A 13,671-nucleotide genomic window follows, 5' to 3' on the forward strand; every position below is an offset into this window, starting at 1 on the left:
GCACTGTCGCGATAATAGCTGCGTTCAAGACCGAAAAAACGCGCGGCAGCAGTACAGGGAGGTCGGCTGTGAAAGCCCAAAACTTGCTCGTTCTGATGTCCGACGAGCACAACGCCAGCATGATGGGCTGTGCCGGCCATCCGCTCGCCAAGACGCCGAACCTTGATGCGCTGGCGGCCCGCGGCACGCGCTTCGTGGACGCCTACACGAATTGCCCGATCTGCGTGCCGGCGCGCGCCAGCTTCGCCACCGGCCGCTACATCCACGACATCGAATATTGGGACAACTCCATCGCCTATGACGGCAGGGTGCCGAGCTGGGGCCACAGGTTGCAGGCGGCCGGCGTGCGCGTCGAGTCCATCGGCAAGCTGCACTACAGGCTCGAGGAAGATCCGACCGGCTTCGACAAGCAGCACATCCCGATGCACATCACCGGCGGCGTCGGCATGATCCAGCTCTCGATCCGCAAGCAATTCCCCGATTTTGTGCCGCCGCCGCGCAGGCGCTCGGCGATCGCCGAAGCGGCAAGCGTCGGCGAGAGCGAGTACACCCAGTATGACCGCCGCGTCGCCGATATCGCGACGAAGTGGCTTCGCGACGCGGCTTCCTCGCGAACACCCTGGGTGCTGTTCGTCTCCTTCGTGACGCCGCACTATCCCTTGGTCGCGCCTAAGGAATTCTTCGACCTCTATCCGATCGACCAGATGCCCGATCCGACATTCGGTCCCGGCTCGGGCTATCAGCCGCATCCCTGGCTCGCGGACCTTTTGTCTGGGGGCGCGCCCCATCCGCAGGACCAGCGCAGGGCGCTTGCTGCGTATCTCGGCCTCGTCAGCTTCATGGACGCACAGGTCGGCCGCGTGCTGGGCGCGCTCGATGCGGCGGGTCTGCGCGATACCACGCGCATCCTCTACACCTCCGACCACGGCGAAAATGCAGGCAGGCGTGGCTTCTGGGGAAAGTCGAACCACTACCAGGAAGCGGTCGCCATCCCCATGATCGTCGCCGGCGAAGGCGTGCCGGCGGGCAAGCTCTCGTCGACACCGACCTCGCTCGTCGATGCCTATCCGACGGTGCTCGATGGCGTCGGGCTTTCCGCTGAAGCGGATGACGTTCCCGGCCGCTCGCTGTTCGATCTCGCCAATGGAAGCAATGATCGCGACCGCATCGCGTTCAGCGAATATCATGCCGCGGGTTCGCCGTCAGCGTCCTACATGCTGCGCAAGGGCCGCTTCAAATACATCTACTATGTTCGGTTCGAGCCTGAACTGTTCGACCTGGAAAATGATCCGGAGGAAAGTACCAATCTCGCCGCGCGGTCGGAATATACCGAAACGGTCAAGGAACTGGACGCGCAGTTGCGCGCGATCGTGAACCCCGAGGAAGAAGACCGCCGCGCGAACGAGGCGCAGAAGAAGCTGATCGAAGGGCGGGGTGGTCCAGAGGCCGTGATGGCAAATCTCCCGACAAAGAAGCTCTTCACGCCTGTGCCGCCAGGCCTGCTTTCCTAGCCTTTCGCGCAAGTGGCGTTTCCTGAAGCGTTTTGGCGCAATTCGAGAGGCAGGCTTTCCTTCCGGCTCCTGAGAGGATTTCCATGAGAATCCGTGCAATCATCGTATGCCTGTTGGTCGCAGCGGCTAAATCCATGACGCCGGCACACGCCGAACAGTGGCCGACAAAGGCCATCAGATGGATCGTCCCCTATCAGGCAGGATCAGCGCCGGACAGCGTGAGCCGCGTCGTGGCGGAGGCAATGTCCTCGCGACTGGGCCAACCGATCGTCATCGAAAATCGCGCTGGGGCTTCAGGAAACCTGGGTGCGCAATACGCCGCCCGTTCGCCGGCTGACGGCTACACGTGGGTCTACTCATCTTCCGTGATGGCCGGAAACATGAAGCTGTACAAGTCGCCCGGCTACGATGTTCTGAAGGATTTCACGCATATCTCGACGTTCGGTGCTTCGGACTCACTGCTGGTCGTCAATCCAGCTTCAGGCATCAAATCCGTAGCCGCACTCATCGAGCGAGCCAAGGCAAGCCCAGGAAAGCTGAACTTTGGCTCGAGTGGACTTGGGACTCCTTCACACCTCGGCGTCACCATGATGATGAGTTCTGCCCACTTCAAGGCAGAGCACGTTCCTTACCGCGGCGCGCATGCGATTGTGACGGCCGTCCTGGGAAAGGAGATCGACTTCGGCCTTCCGATCCTCAGCGTCGCACTCTCGCAGGTGCAAGCCGGAGACCTTGTGGCGCTCGCCGTGGCCGCCAGGCAGAGAAACCCTTCTTTGCCCGATGTTCCGACATTGGAAGAAGCGGGCGTGCGGGACGTCGCGCTCGAATCCTTCGGCGGGCTATCTGTCCCAGCCGGAACACCAACTGCGATCGTGTCTCGGATACATGAAGTATTGTTAGCCGCGTTGGATGATCCGGCGATCGTGCAGCGCCTGGAAACCATGGGCATGAGCAAGATCAAAACCGGTACGCCGGAGGCTTATGCCGAGCTGCTGCAAGGCGAAATCGACAAGACTGAGCAAATGATGCGAGCCGCAGGAATCGTCGACCTGCAATAGCTGCGAAAATCCAGGCCGGCGGGCTTCTCGCTGCCTCTGGCCGTGGGGCGTCTCACTGCTGCTGAGCGCGGCGATCGCCATGCCGATCGGGCTCCCGCCGACCGCAAATAACGCTGCCTCGTTGCGGCCGGGCGTATCTGCTATGATCGCGCCATGGATTTACGTCATATCGAACAGATCGCCGCGATTTGTCGTGCGGGCAGCTTCAGCGGGGCTGCAAAGTCGCTCGGTATCGCCCAGCCGACGCTGAGCAAGAGCATCAGTCGCCTCGAAGCGAAGCTTGGAATTCAGCTGTTCGAGCGAACCAACGCCAGCGCCCGCCCGACGGCCTATGGCCAGTTCGTCGCTGATCATGCCTCGACACTGTTGCAGAACGTAGCGACGCTGGGCCACGAGCTGGAGCAGATGGCCAAGGGCGAAGCGGGTATGCTGAAGATCGGCGTCGGACCCGCGACCCGGCTGCACCCGCTGCCGAAAGTCATGCAGAAGGCCGCACAGGCGTTTCCCCGGCTACAGTTCGTCACCCGCTATGCCGGGCCGAATCTGATGATGCGGGCGCTGCGGGCGGGCACTTTCGATCTCGTATTCTGCAATCACCAGCTTGCGACACCCCAGGATGGCTTGATCCGCGTGAAGGTGTTCGAGGACCGGTACATCGTCGTGGCGCGTCCGGACCATTCGGCGTTGAAGGCCGCGCCGCTGTCAGCCGCCGAATTCGCGCGCTTGCCGCTGGCGAGCGCCGGCCTGACGCCGGACTTCCGGGCCTGGCTCGGCATCACCGGTGAGACGCAAACGCGGAATCTCGAGGCCTTCCTGTCTGACGATTATGACCTCATCAAGCAAATGGCCGTTGAGAGCAACCATGTCGCCCGCGGCCCGCGTTTCGTGTTTGCAAAGGAACTTGAGCGCGGCGATCTGGTCGAACTGGGGCTGGACACGGATTTTCAATACGAGTGCTGGATGTTGACGTCGGGTGCGCGATGGCGCTCACCGATCGTCAAGGCGATCGCCAGATTTGCCAAGGAGTAGAGCCGCGAGCATTTGTGCCCCGAACGACATCCGATCTCCGTAGTGGCGGAAAACGCGGCTTGGCGAGAGCCCCGACATCGGTATATCCATCCATCGCTATCCATGGCGCGGTCTCGAGGGACGATGTCCTCCGCATCAACGATTGGGGTAAGTTATGCCTTCTGAAACCCGCTCGCCCCGTCTCGCTGTTCTGATCGATGCCGACAATGCTTCGGCAAAGATCGCGGACGGATTATTCGAGGAGATTGCCAAGATCGGCGAGGCGAGCGTCCGCCGCATCTATGGCGACTTCTCCAATGCAAGGTCCAAGGGCTGGGCCGATATTCTGTCGAAGCACGCCATCATACCCCAGCAGCAGTTCGCCTATACGACTGGAAAGAATGCCTCCGACATAACCCTGGTCATCGACGCCATGGACCTGCTGCACAGCGGCCGGTTCGACGGATTCTGCCTGGTGTCGTCAGACAGCGATTTTACCCGGCTTGCCGCCCGCATCCGGGAACACGGCGTGGATGTATTCGGGTTCGGCGAGCAGAAGACGCCGGAAAGCTTCCGGCAGGCCTGCCGAAAGTTCGTCTATACCGAGAACCTGCGCGGCGGCACGACCAACAGCCAGGACGCGGCTTCACGTGCGCAGCCGCTTCAGCCTCCCGAGGCGGCCGTCCCCATCATCCAGAAGATCATCACCCAGATGGAAAGCGAGGATGGCTGGGTGACCCTTGGCGAAGTCGGGCGACGGCTTGCCAATTTGGCATCCGATTTCGATCAACGGACCTACGGCTTCCGCAACCTAAGCGACTTGGTGCGGAAGACGAACGCTTTCGACATCGATCAGCCCAAGGGCGGGTCCATGCGAATTCGCGTCAAGCCTGCGGCCGGACCGCCTCCAAGAAAGCGAGCCGGCCGAAAACCTGCGGGGTAAAGGATCAAAGACTGTCTGAACCTCGACTGTAGCACGCCAGCCAGTGCTCGGCCGCCGTTCAATGGTGTTCGGCTTTCCAGTCGCGCTTGATCTTCTTGGCCAGCGACCATTTGTGGACTTCGGTCGGCCCGTCATAGATTCGGAACGCGCGGATCTCGCGGAAAGCCTGCTCCACGATCGTCTCGGTCGAGACGCCGGTACCTCCCATCACCTGCACGCAGCGATCGGCGACCCGCATCAGCGCTTCCGACACCGCCACCTTGGCCATCGAACTCTCGGCCGTACCGAGCGAGCCGGTGTCGAGCACGCTTGCGCACCAGTCGATCATCAGTTCCGACTGTTTGAGATCGATCAGGTTCTCCGCCAGCATGAAGCCGACGCCTTCGTGATCGACCAGCGGTTTTCCGAACGCGTGGCGTCGGCAGGCGTAGTCGGTGGCGATCTCATTGGCGCGGATCGCGAGGCCCAGCCAGCGCATGCAGTGCGACAAACGCGCCGGGCTGAGGCGGATTTGCGCGTATTTGAAGCCATCGCCGGCGGCGCCGAGCATCTGGTCGGCGGAGACGCGAAGGTTCTCGATCTCGATCTCGGCATGCCCGCCCGGCATCGAACTATCGATCGTATCCAGCACGCGCAGCGTGCGAATCGCGGGATCCGGCAGATCGACCAGGAACATGCACGCGCCGTCGTCCGACTTCGCCATGACGATGCCGACCCGGGCGCCTTCGGCTCCGGTGATGAATTTCTTGCGTCCGTTGATGACCCAGTGATTGCCGTCGAGCCTGCACGTGGTCTGCATCATCGACGGATCGGAGCCAGCGCCGCCCGCGTCGGCCGGCTCGGTCATGAAAAACGCCGAACGCGCTCTTCCCGACACCAGCGGCTCCAGAAAGCGCGCCTTCTGCTCGGCGCTTCCGACCTTGCCGAGCAGATACATATTGCCCTCGTCGGGCGCCATGGTGTTGCAGGCCAGCGGCCCCAATGGGGAGAGACCGGATTTGATCAGGGCTTTTGCGGTCTCGCGCTGCGTGAGATGTGATCCATCGGAGAGAATGTGCGGCGTCAGGACGCCAGCCTTGCGTGCCTTGGCGCGCAGTTCCTGCACGAGTTCGTCGCTCGGGCCGTGCGGACCCGTCCGCGGATCCTTCTCATAGGGGATCACCTCGGTGCGGATGAAAGCCTCGATCTTCGCAGCAATGGTATCGGCTCGATCAGTCATGGATGCGGATACTCCGGTCGATCTCCGCCTGGGCGGGCTTTGGTGTTTCGCTCGAGCGTGCCCGGTCGCGGCGCGCTGAGGGATTGCCGTCATCGATTGCGATGACGGCGTTGGTCATATAGGCGGATGGATCGCGCGCGGGCAACAGCCACCGTCGCCGGTAGCGCTCAGGGCAGGGGCATCGACCCCTTCCACCTCCTCACATGGCGGGTATAGTCTGTTCCCGCGGGGCGCGTCCGGTTGGATTGCATGTCCGCAACACAGCGCAGACTGTGGAGGGAGGATCATGAAATTTCCCCGCCGCACATTCTTGCATCTGGCCGTGGGCGCCGCCGTGTTGCCTGCCGTGCCCCGCCTTTCGCGGGCGCAAGCCTATCCGTCTCGGCCGGTGCGCATCATTGTAGGCTTTGCCGCAGGCGGGGCTACCGACATCCAGGCACGCTTGATGGGGCAATGGCTGTCGGATCGCCTCGGTCAACAATTCATCATTGAGAACCGTTCTGGCGCCAGCGGCAACATCGGAACCGAAGCTGTCGCCAAGGCGCCGGCGGATGGCTACACGCTGCTGCAAATCGTGACCCCGCATGCGATCAACGCCGCGCTCTACAGCAATCTCAATTTCGACTTCATCCGGGACATCGCGCCGGTCATCTGCGCCGCGCGGCTGGCCTACGTCGTCGTGGTGCATCCGTCGGTGCCTGCCAGGACGATCCCTGAATTTATCGCATACGCCAAGGCCAACCCGGGCAAGATCAACTATGGGTCGGCCGGCCCCGGCACCCCGCAAAACATTGCGTGCGAACTCTTTAAGATGATGGCGGACGTGGATCTGGTCCACGTCCCGTATCGCGGCGGCGCACCTGCGGCTACCGATCTGGTCGCCGGCCATTTGCAGGTGATTTTCAGTCCGGTGTCGGAGTCGATCCAGCATATCCAGGCCGGCAAACTGCGTGCCCTGGCGGTAACGACCGCGGCGCGTTTGGACGTGTTGCCGGACGTTCCAACGGTGGCGGAATTCGTGCCTGGTTATGAGGCCAGTGGCTTTGCGGGCATTGGCGCACCCAGGAACACCCCGGCCGAAATCATCGATATGTTGAACAAGGAGATCAATGCCGGCCTCGCCGACAGCAAGGTCAGAGCCCGGATCGTCGAACTGGGCGGCACTGTGCTGGGGGGCACGCCTGCGGAATTCGCGACGATTATCTCGGAGGCCACCGAAAAGTGGGCGAAGGTGATCAAGTTCGCAGGCATCAAGGCTGAATAGGGGGATAGCCACTGGTTCGGACGCTTGGCGGGGCCTCCCGATCCGCTAAAGTAACCTCTCAACGAATGAGCGGACGCGCTTGTATTCGCCGCTACAAGAAAAATGCAGGGGAGAGCCATGGGACGGAAGATCGCTATCGTCGGAGCGGGGGCCGTCGGCGGGTATGCCGGGGCGCATATGGTGCAGGCGGGCGAGGACGTCACCTTCATCGATCCCTGGCCCGAACACGTCGAGCACATGCGAAAGCACGGGCTGCGCGTCACCCATGCGATGGATGTCGCGGAATTCTCGGTGCCGGTGCGGGCGCTGCATGTGACGGACGCGCAGCAGCTTTCCAAGGAGAAGCCGGTCGACATCGCCTTTGTCTGCATGAAATCCTATGACAGGGCCTGGGCCACCATGCTGATCCAGCAATATCTGGCTGCGGACGGCTACGTCGTTTCGCTGCAGAACTGCATGAACGAGGAGACGATTGCGGGTGTCGTCGGCTGGGGCAAGACTTTGGGCTGCATCGCCAGCAGCATCACGGTGAACCTGCCGGATCCCGGCCACATCCATCGCGGCGCCGGCAAGGGCGGGGCCGCGCACACGGTGTTTCGCGCCGGCGAGGTGCACGGCCGCATCACGCCGCGGGCGGAAGAGGTCTGCCGCCTGGTCGGCTATTCCGATAGCGCCAAGGTGACGGAGAATCTCTGGGGCGAGCGCTGGTCGAAACTGGTCGCCAACGTCATGGGCAACGGGCTCTCGGCCTGCACCGGCCTGCCGGGCGGCGAAATCCTGCAGAGCGAGCCGCTGCGACGGTTCTCAACCCGGCTCGGTAGCGAGGCGATCCGCGTCGGACAGGCGCACGGCTATCAACTGGAAGAGATATTGCATCTAGCGCCCGACACGATCGCGCGCGCCGGCGAGGGCGACGAGGCGGCAATGCGCGCCTGCGACGAGCAGCGCTTCAAGGACTCTAAGCGCACTTCCGCCGCGCAGCGTCCCTCGATGGGCCAGGACATGCAGAAAGGTCGGCGCACCGAGATCGAATTCCTCAACGGCTTTGTGGTGCGCGAGGGCGAGAAGCTTGGGCTTTCCTGCACCGCAAACGCCGCGCTGACGGATATCGTCAAGCGCGTGGAGCGGGGAGAGCTGAGCCCCGATCCGCGGCACATAACGGAGCTGCGGCTGAACTGAGCGGCCTCGCGCCTCGACCGGCGAGACCGGTATGCGGCCAGTCGCTGCTCAACGCTTGCCGGCCCGCCACCCCATTTCCCAGAAGTCGGCTTCGAGCCGGGTGGCTTCCTTGAAGATCGCGATCAATTCGGCCTCGCGGGCCGGTGTCGCGTAGCGCTCGGCGAGGCGCTCCAGGTGCTCCCGCGCATTCGCCGCCACCTCCTGATAGGGAGCCCCGGCATACTCGGCGATCCAAACGCGATACGGGTTCGTCGCAGCGAGCGCATCGGGTCGCGCGGCGAGCCTCGTCGCGATCTCGGCGTAGCCGATCACGCAAGGGGCAAGCGCCACCTTGAGCGAAAGCAGGTCGCCGCGCATTCCGGCGTCGAGCACGTAGCGCGTATAGGCCAGCATCTCGACCGCCGGAGGGGCTTGTTCGAGATCGGTGGCCGACAGGCCCCAGCCGGCGCAGAGTTTTACATGCAGGTTCATCTCGACATCGAGAATGGCCGAGAGGCCGCCGGCCGCTTCGCGCATGTCGGCAAGCGTGGGCGACTTGTAAACGGCGAGCGCGTAGGCGCGCGCAAACTCGATGAGAAACAGGTAATCCTGAACGAGGTAATGCCGGAATGCCGCCTCGGCGAGCGAAGCATCCGCCAACCCTTCCGTGAAGGGGTGTTCGGTATAGGCCCGCCATTCGGTGGACGCCGCATGCTTCAGTCTGTCGAAGAAACTCATGATCTCTCGTTCGCCGGGATATAGGTCATCGCACGTCCTCCTTCAATCCGGTGACGCCGGAGCAGTCTATCGGCAGTTGAACGCCTCGCGCAATAAGCCCAGGTAATCGGGGCCGTGCATCGGTGAGGCTGAAGTGCGGAACCATTGCCGCTCGCGGGCATTTCGATTCCCGTGCCGTTCGGGCTCGCGCAACAACGGTCGACATCCCAGGCCTCCTTCCGGCGAGGCTTGCTGTCGACACGCCTCTCACGGGAGAATCAGATCATGCGCTTGATCACATCATCAATTGCGATACTCGTCCTGTCGGTACTTCCTGCGCTTGCGGATCGTCCAGTCACGGAAGACGAGCGAGCAAAACTGGTCGCTGCGGTTCAGGCGGAAGGATGCACGGGCGGCAAGTTCGAATTCGACGAAGACGACCAGCAGTTCGAGGTCGATGATGCGGTCTGCGCGGACGGCAAGAAGTATGACCTCAAGTTCGATGCGCAGATGAAGTTGAAGCGGAAGAATCTGGATTGAGGTTCTGACGCGCGCAGGGCGTGCGTTATTGCGAGCCAACGGATCGCGCGGAAGCGCGCCGGATGACAGGCTCCGCGACGCAATCCATCGCGCCGCGGAGAGACGGTGGAGGCGTGATGCCGAGGTCCTGCCAAGCGCGTTCTCGGTAGTCGCTAGTTTCGGACGTTTATTTCCGCCAAGCTGAACTTTTCGACGGCCTCACCGTCGATGGCCGCTCGTGCCAATCGTCTGGGGTATGCCGGACCCTTGACGCCGAAAGGAGCGACATCGGTCCAGTTGTAATAGTGGAGCTCACCTCGGCTGGTGAATCGACCGCAACACTCCAGTCTGAAGTGCGTCGCTTGTTCGTCGGACCGCCATACTGAGATGTCAATCCACTCAGGCACCATCCGGTCACGCCACAGCAGTGAAGTCACATCCTCTGCTTCAAGCGGGCCCACGCGGCTGCCATATCTCTGCACATCGTCCGGGAAAACAATTTCATCCGGCTCCAAGGGATTGCCGTCATAGGAGCAATTCAGGTGAACCCAAAACAGATGGGTGTTCGGCAATAAATCAACAACAAACCCTGCGGTGAAGTTTCTGCATTGATCGCTTGCCTGGAGAAGGCGATTCAAGAATGTCTCGCGGTCCATCGCTATTCGAATCCCGGTTTGCAGTTCGGCAACCTATCTACTTCTCAGGGGATGCGGACGTGTTTAGCCATCAAAGCGGTGATGATGAGAACATACAGGACGAAGGCTGCGACCGAAGCCAGGGCCAGGGCTATTCCGTTTCCGATCGACAGCCGTTCAAGTTCTACGGTTTGGCTGCCCATAAGATAGCGCTGCAGCGCAAACAGTAGAAACGGGATTCCGATCAGAAAGGATTGCAGATATATCGCAAGGCCGAGGCCAATCAGTACCCCGATCCAGCCGACGATCAGTGCGGACTTCCGGCTCACCGCGCCAATCAGCGCGTTGAGAATCATTCCGCCATCGAGCGGATAGATCGGCAGCAGGTTGGATGCATTGACGACGGCGAACATTTCCACCGCGTGCCTGAGTTGAATGTCGCCGGTTGACCGATAGAGCGCGAAGAGGCCAAGCGTCGGAATGAGGCTCAGGCCCGGTCCCATCAGCGCGATGAAGCCGAGCCGGCCCTCGGTCCGATAGGCTTTCTTGGGGACGGCAGCACCGCCGAAGAAGGGAATGAGGTAGATGCCGCGTACGCCGACGCCGGTCACGAGCATCGCCGCGACGTGTCCGGCCTCGTGCACGACGATGACGATCGCAAGAAGCAGCCCCAATTTCCAGCCGAACAGGTAGCAAAAGCTCAGGAGCGCCACGGCTGACAGAAGCAGGCCATGGTTGCCCAGGGCGGCAAGGCGGCTGTGGGTACCAGCATCCTTTTCGCATCGCTGCTTGATCAGGTTCGCCATTCGGCGCGGCGCCACCGGATAGTTGATGCGGTCGCGAAAGGAGCGAACGGTCAATTCGTTGAACAGCGTAAGCGCCGTTGTTCCCTCCGGCGTAGCTTCGACGATAAGTCCCGATTCGACATCCCGCCCGCCCTCGGGCGGCTTGGATAGTGGATGCGCCACCAGCCGCACACGCGCGATCCCCTTGGTCTCATCGTGCTCAAGCCTGCACGAGACGGCCTGCACCTGCGGTTGGCCACTGACAGTGATACGTGTCAACCAGAGACCATCGCTGCCAGGCAAGGGTTCGGACGAAATCTCCATGACCGGCGGCCCGTCCAGCACGACGCGGTCGGCAGCACCCAGCCGCCACACGGCCTCGCGTGATGCGTTGATCAGGACGGTGAACTCGGACCGCAACCGGTTCCGCCCCCTCAGTGCATCGACCAGACCGTGAAACGTATAGAAGGCAAGGCGCAGTAACTCGATTGGCAGTGTCAGCAGTCCGAGCATGTGAGGCCTTGTGATGCGGGTAATGGGCACGCAGTCGCCGCAAGGGCTGGGACGCGAAATCAAGGTGCTGGCTTGCGTGCGGAAGCAGCTTATGGATCAAAGCCGTCACTTGATGCCGTTGCGCCCATGTAGCCGGCCATGGCCGGGCGGATGGCTACCGCTGTCGCGACGAAGGCCAGTTGCCTAAAGAGAGCTGTATGGAGGGAACGCCAGCGATGCGAACGACACAATCTTTTGTCCGCGCATGAACGGACGATTCCACGACTTCCAAATCGAAACATTCGCAATTTCTTCAGCTGACCTGATGCAACGTTAGCATGTATTGTTGCCAAGCAAACCAGTTGGATTGTCTTGGCGGAAATATCTCCGATGTGTGATATTTCCATCTCGGTGATGGCGATAACCCGTTGATCTCTAGCGTCTTTCGTCCATCCCTTCCACTCCGCGGGAAATAAAATCGCCCGCGTTGAGATCGCCTCTCGCCATCGCGAAGATCGCAGCCAGAGCCAACACTGGTGAGCGAGGCGCGACATGGCGAAGATGCGGGCGATCGATGCGGCTGTGCGGATCCTGGAAAAGGAGGGGGTGACGATCGCCTTCGGCGTGCCGGGTGCTGCGATCAATCCGCTTTACTCGGCGCTGAAGAAGCGCGGTTCGATCGGGCACATCCTGGCGCGCCATGTCGAGGGCGCTTCGCACATGGCGGAGGGCTATACCCGCGCCAAGGCAGGCAATATCGGCGTCTGCATCGGCACCTCGGGGCCGGCCGGCACCGACATGATCACCGGGCTCTATTCGGCAATCGCGGATTCGATCCCGATCCTGTGCATCACCGGGCAGGCGCCGCGCGCGCGGCTCTACAAGGAAGACTTTCAGGCGATCGATATCGAATCCATCGCCAAGCCGGTGACGAAATGGGCGGTCACCGTACGCGAACCGGCGCTGGTGCCGCGCGTGTTCAGCCAGGCGTTCCACATCATGCGTTCGGGCCGTCCGGGTCCGGTGCTGATCGACCTGCCGCTCGACGTGCAGCTTGCGGAAATCGAGTTCGACGATGAGACCTATGAGCCGCTGCCGGTCTACAAGCCCGCGGCAACGCGCAAGCAGATCGAAAAAGCGCTGGAGATGCTCAACGCTGCGGAGCGGCCGCTGATCGTGGCCGGCGGCGGCGTCATCAACGCCGATGCGTCCGACCTGCTGGTGCAGTTCGCCGAGGCCGTCAACGTACCCGTGGTGCCGACGCTGATGGGGTGGGGCGCCATCCCCGACGATCACGTGCTGATGGCGGGCATGGTGGGCTTGCAGACCAGCCACCGCTACGGCAACGCGACCATGCTGCAATCCGACTTCGTGCTCGGCATCGGCAATCGCTGGGCCAACCGTCACACCGGTTCGATCGAGACCTACACCAAGGGTCGCAAATTCGTGCATGTCGACATCGAGCCGACGCAGATCGGGCGCGTGTTCAATCCCGATTTCGGCATCGTGTCCGACGCCAGGGCGGCGCTGGAACTGTTCGTGGCAGTCGCAAAAGAGTGGCGCAAGGCCGGCAAGCTGAAGGAGCGGCAGGCCTGGCCGGCGGCGTGCCAGGACCGCAAGCGCACGATGCTGCGCAAGAGCCATTTCGACGACATGCCGATCAAGCCGCAGCGCGTCTATGAGGAGATGAGCAAGGCATTCGGCCGCGACACCTGCTATGTCAGCGTGATCGGGCTGTCGCAGATCGCCGGCGCGCAGTTCCTCGGCGTCTACGGGCCGCGCAACTGGATCAATGCCGGGCAGGCCGGTCCGCTCGGCTGGACGCTTCCCGCAGCGCTTGGCGTGCGCGCCGCCGATCCTTCGCGCCAGATCGTGGCACTCTCGGGCGACTATGATTTCCAGTTCCTGATCGAGGAGCTCGCGGTCGGCGCCCAGTTCAAGCTGCCCTACATCCACGTCGTCGTGAACAATTCCTATCTCGGGCTGATCCGGCAGGCGCAGCGCGGTTTTGACATGGACTACCATGTCCAGCTTTCCTTCGAGAACATCAACGCGCCCGAGATCGGGGTCTATGGCGTCGATCACGTCGCGGTCGCCAAAGGGCTCGGCTGCAAGGCGATCCGCGTCACCGATCCGAACCACGCGCAGGCGGCATTTGCGACCGCGCGTGAATGGATGGCCGAATTCCAGGTGCCTGTTGTCGTCGAGTTCATTCTCGAGCGCGTCACCAACATCTCGATGGGCACCGAGATCGACAACATCATCGAATTCGAGGAGGTGCTCGACCTGCCGCTGGACGACACGCCGGCCAAATCGAGCGCGCCGCAAACCGGCAAGCTGCTGCCGGCATAAGGGGAGAATC

The 13,671-nt window shown here is 62.2% G+C and carries 12 protein-coding genes; 8 read left to right on the plus strand and 4 right to left on the minus strand.

The annotated features are described in order from the left end of the window. Positions 1-68 precede the first annotated feature (68 nt). The 4 genes from CQ14_RS29390 (at position 69) to CQ14_RS29405 (ending at position 4,520) form a co-directional block, all read left to right on the plus strand. The gene (locus tag CQ14_RS29390; protein ID WP_057861301.1) at positions 69-1,511 is read left to right on the plus strand and encodes a sulfatase-like hydrolase/transferase; all 1,443 of its coding nucleotides are present in this window, start codon (positions 69-71) and stop codon (positions 1,509-1,511) included. Positions 1,512-1,594: 83 nt separating this feature from the next. Then, positions 1,595-2,569, plus strand: a complete 975-nt coding sequence (locus CQ14_RS29395; RefSeq protein WP_082650085.1) for a Bug family tripartite tricarboxylate transporter substrate binding protein — start codon at positions 1,595-1,597, stop codon at positions 2,567-2,569. A gap of 153 nt (positions 2,570-2,722) precedes the next feature. Then, positions 2,723-3,598, plus strand: a complete 876-nt coding sequence (locus CQ14_RS29400; RefSeq protein WP_057861303.1) for a LysR family transcriptional regulator — start codon at positions 2,723-2,725, stop codon at positions 3,596-3,598. A gap of 154 nt (positions 3,599-3,752) precedes the next feature. Next, positions 3,753-4,520: an NYN domain-containing protein gene (locus CQ14_RS29405; RefSeq protein WP_057861304.1), complete on the plus strand. Its 768-nt coding sequence runs from the start codon at positions 3,753-3,755 to the stop codon at positions 4,518-4,520. Positions 4,521-4,578: 58 nt separating this feature from the next. Here the strand turns inward: CQ14_RS29405 and CQ14_RS29410 are convergent, their stop codons facing one another. Beyond that, positions 4,579-5,739, minus strand: coding sequence for an acyl-CoA dehydrogenase family protein (locus CQ14_RS29410; protein WP_057861305.1), 1,161 nt, complete (start codon positions 5,737-5,739; stop codon positions 4,579-4,581). Between the two features lie 286 nt (positions 5,740-6,025). Between CQ14_RS29410 and CQ14_RS29415 the strand changes: the two genes are divergently transcribed. Beyond that, positions 6,026-7,003, plus strand: a complete 978-nt coding sequence (locus CQ14_RS29415; protein WP_057861306.1) for a Bug family tripartite tricarboxylate transporter substrate binding protein — start codon at positions 6,026-6,028, stop codon at positions 7,001-7,003. 117 nt (positions 7,004-7,120) lie between these two features. Next, positions 7,121-8,182, plus strand: coding sequence for a ketopantoate reductase family protein (locus CQ14_RS29420; protein WP_057861307.1), 1,062 nt, complete (start codon positions 7,121-7,123; stop codon positions 8,180-8,182). Positions 8,183-8,230: 48 nt separating this feature from the next. On the opposite strand, the gene tenA is transcribed toward CQ14_RS29420, so the two are convergent. Beyond that, positions 8,231-8,899, minus strand: coding sequence for a thiaminase II (gene tenA / locus CQ14_RS29425; RefSeq protein ID WP_057861308.1), 669 nt, complete (start codon positions 8,897-8,899; stop codon positions 8,231-8,233). A gap of 264 nt (positions 8,900-9,163) precedes the next feature. On the opposite strand from tenA, the gene CQ14_RS29430 reads away from it, so the two are divergent. Continuing rightward, positions 9,164-9,418: a PepSY domain-containing protein gene (locus CQ14_RS29430; protein WP_057861309.1), complete on the plus strand. Its 255-nt coding sequence runs from the start codon at positions 9,164-9,166 to the stop codon at positions 9,416-9,418. 152 nt (positions 9,419-9,570) lie between these two features. Here the strand turns inward: CQ14_RS29430 and CQ14_RS29435 are convergent, their stop codons facing one another. Continuing rightward, positions 9,571-10,053 (minus strand): hypothetical protein, encoded by a 483-nt coding sequence (locus tag CQ14_RS29435; protein WP_057861310.1) that lies wholly within the window; start codon positions 10,051-10,053, stop codon positions 9,571-9,573. Between the two features lie 44 nt (positions 10,054-10,097). Next, positions 10,098-11,330, minus strand: a complete 1,233-nt coding sequence (locus CQ14_RS29440) for a hypothetical protein (protein ID WP_057861311.1) — start codon at positions 11,328-11,330, stop codon at positions 10,098-10,100. A gap of 531 nt (positions 11,331-11,861) precedes the next feature. Between CQ14_RS29440 and gcl the strand changes: the two genes are divergently transcribed. Then, entirely contained in the window at positions 11,862-13,661 is a 1,800-nt protein-coding gene (gcl, locus tag CQ14_RS29445; protein ID WP_057861312.1) for a glyoxylate carboligase, read from the plus strand. Positions 13,662-13,671: the final 10 nt, after the last annotated feature.

Origin of the sequence: Bradyrhizobium lablabi (assembly GCF_001440475.1) — a bacterium.
GTDB lineage: Bacteria > Pseudomonadota > Alphaproteobacteria > Rhizobiales > Xanthobacteraceae > Bradyrhizobium > Bradyrhizobium lablabi.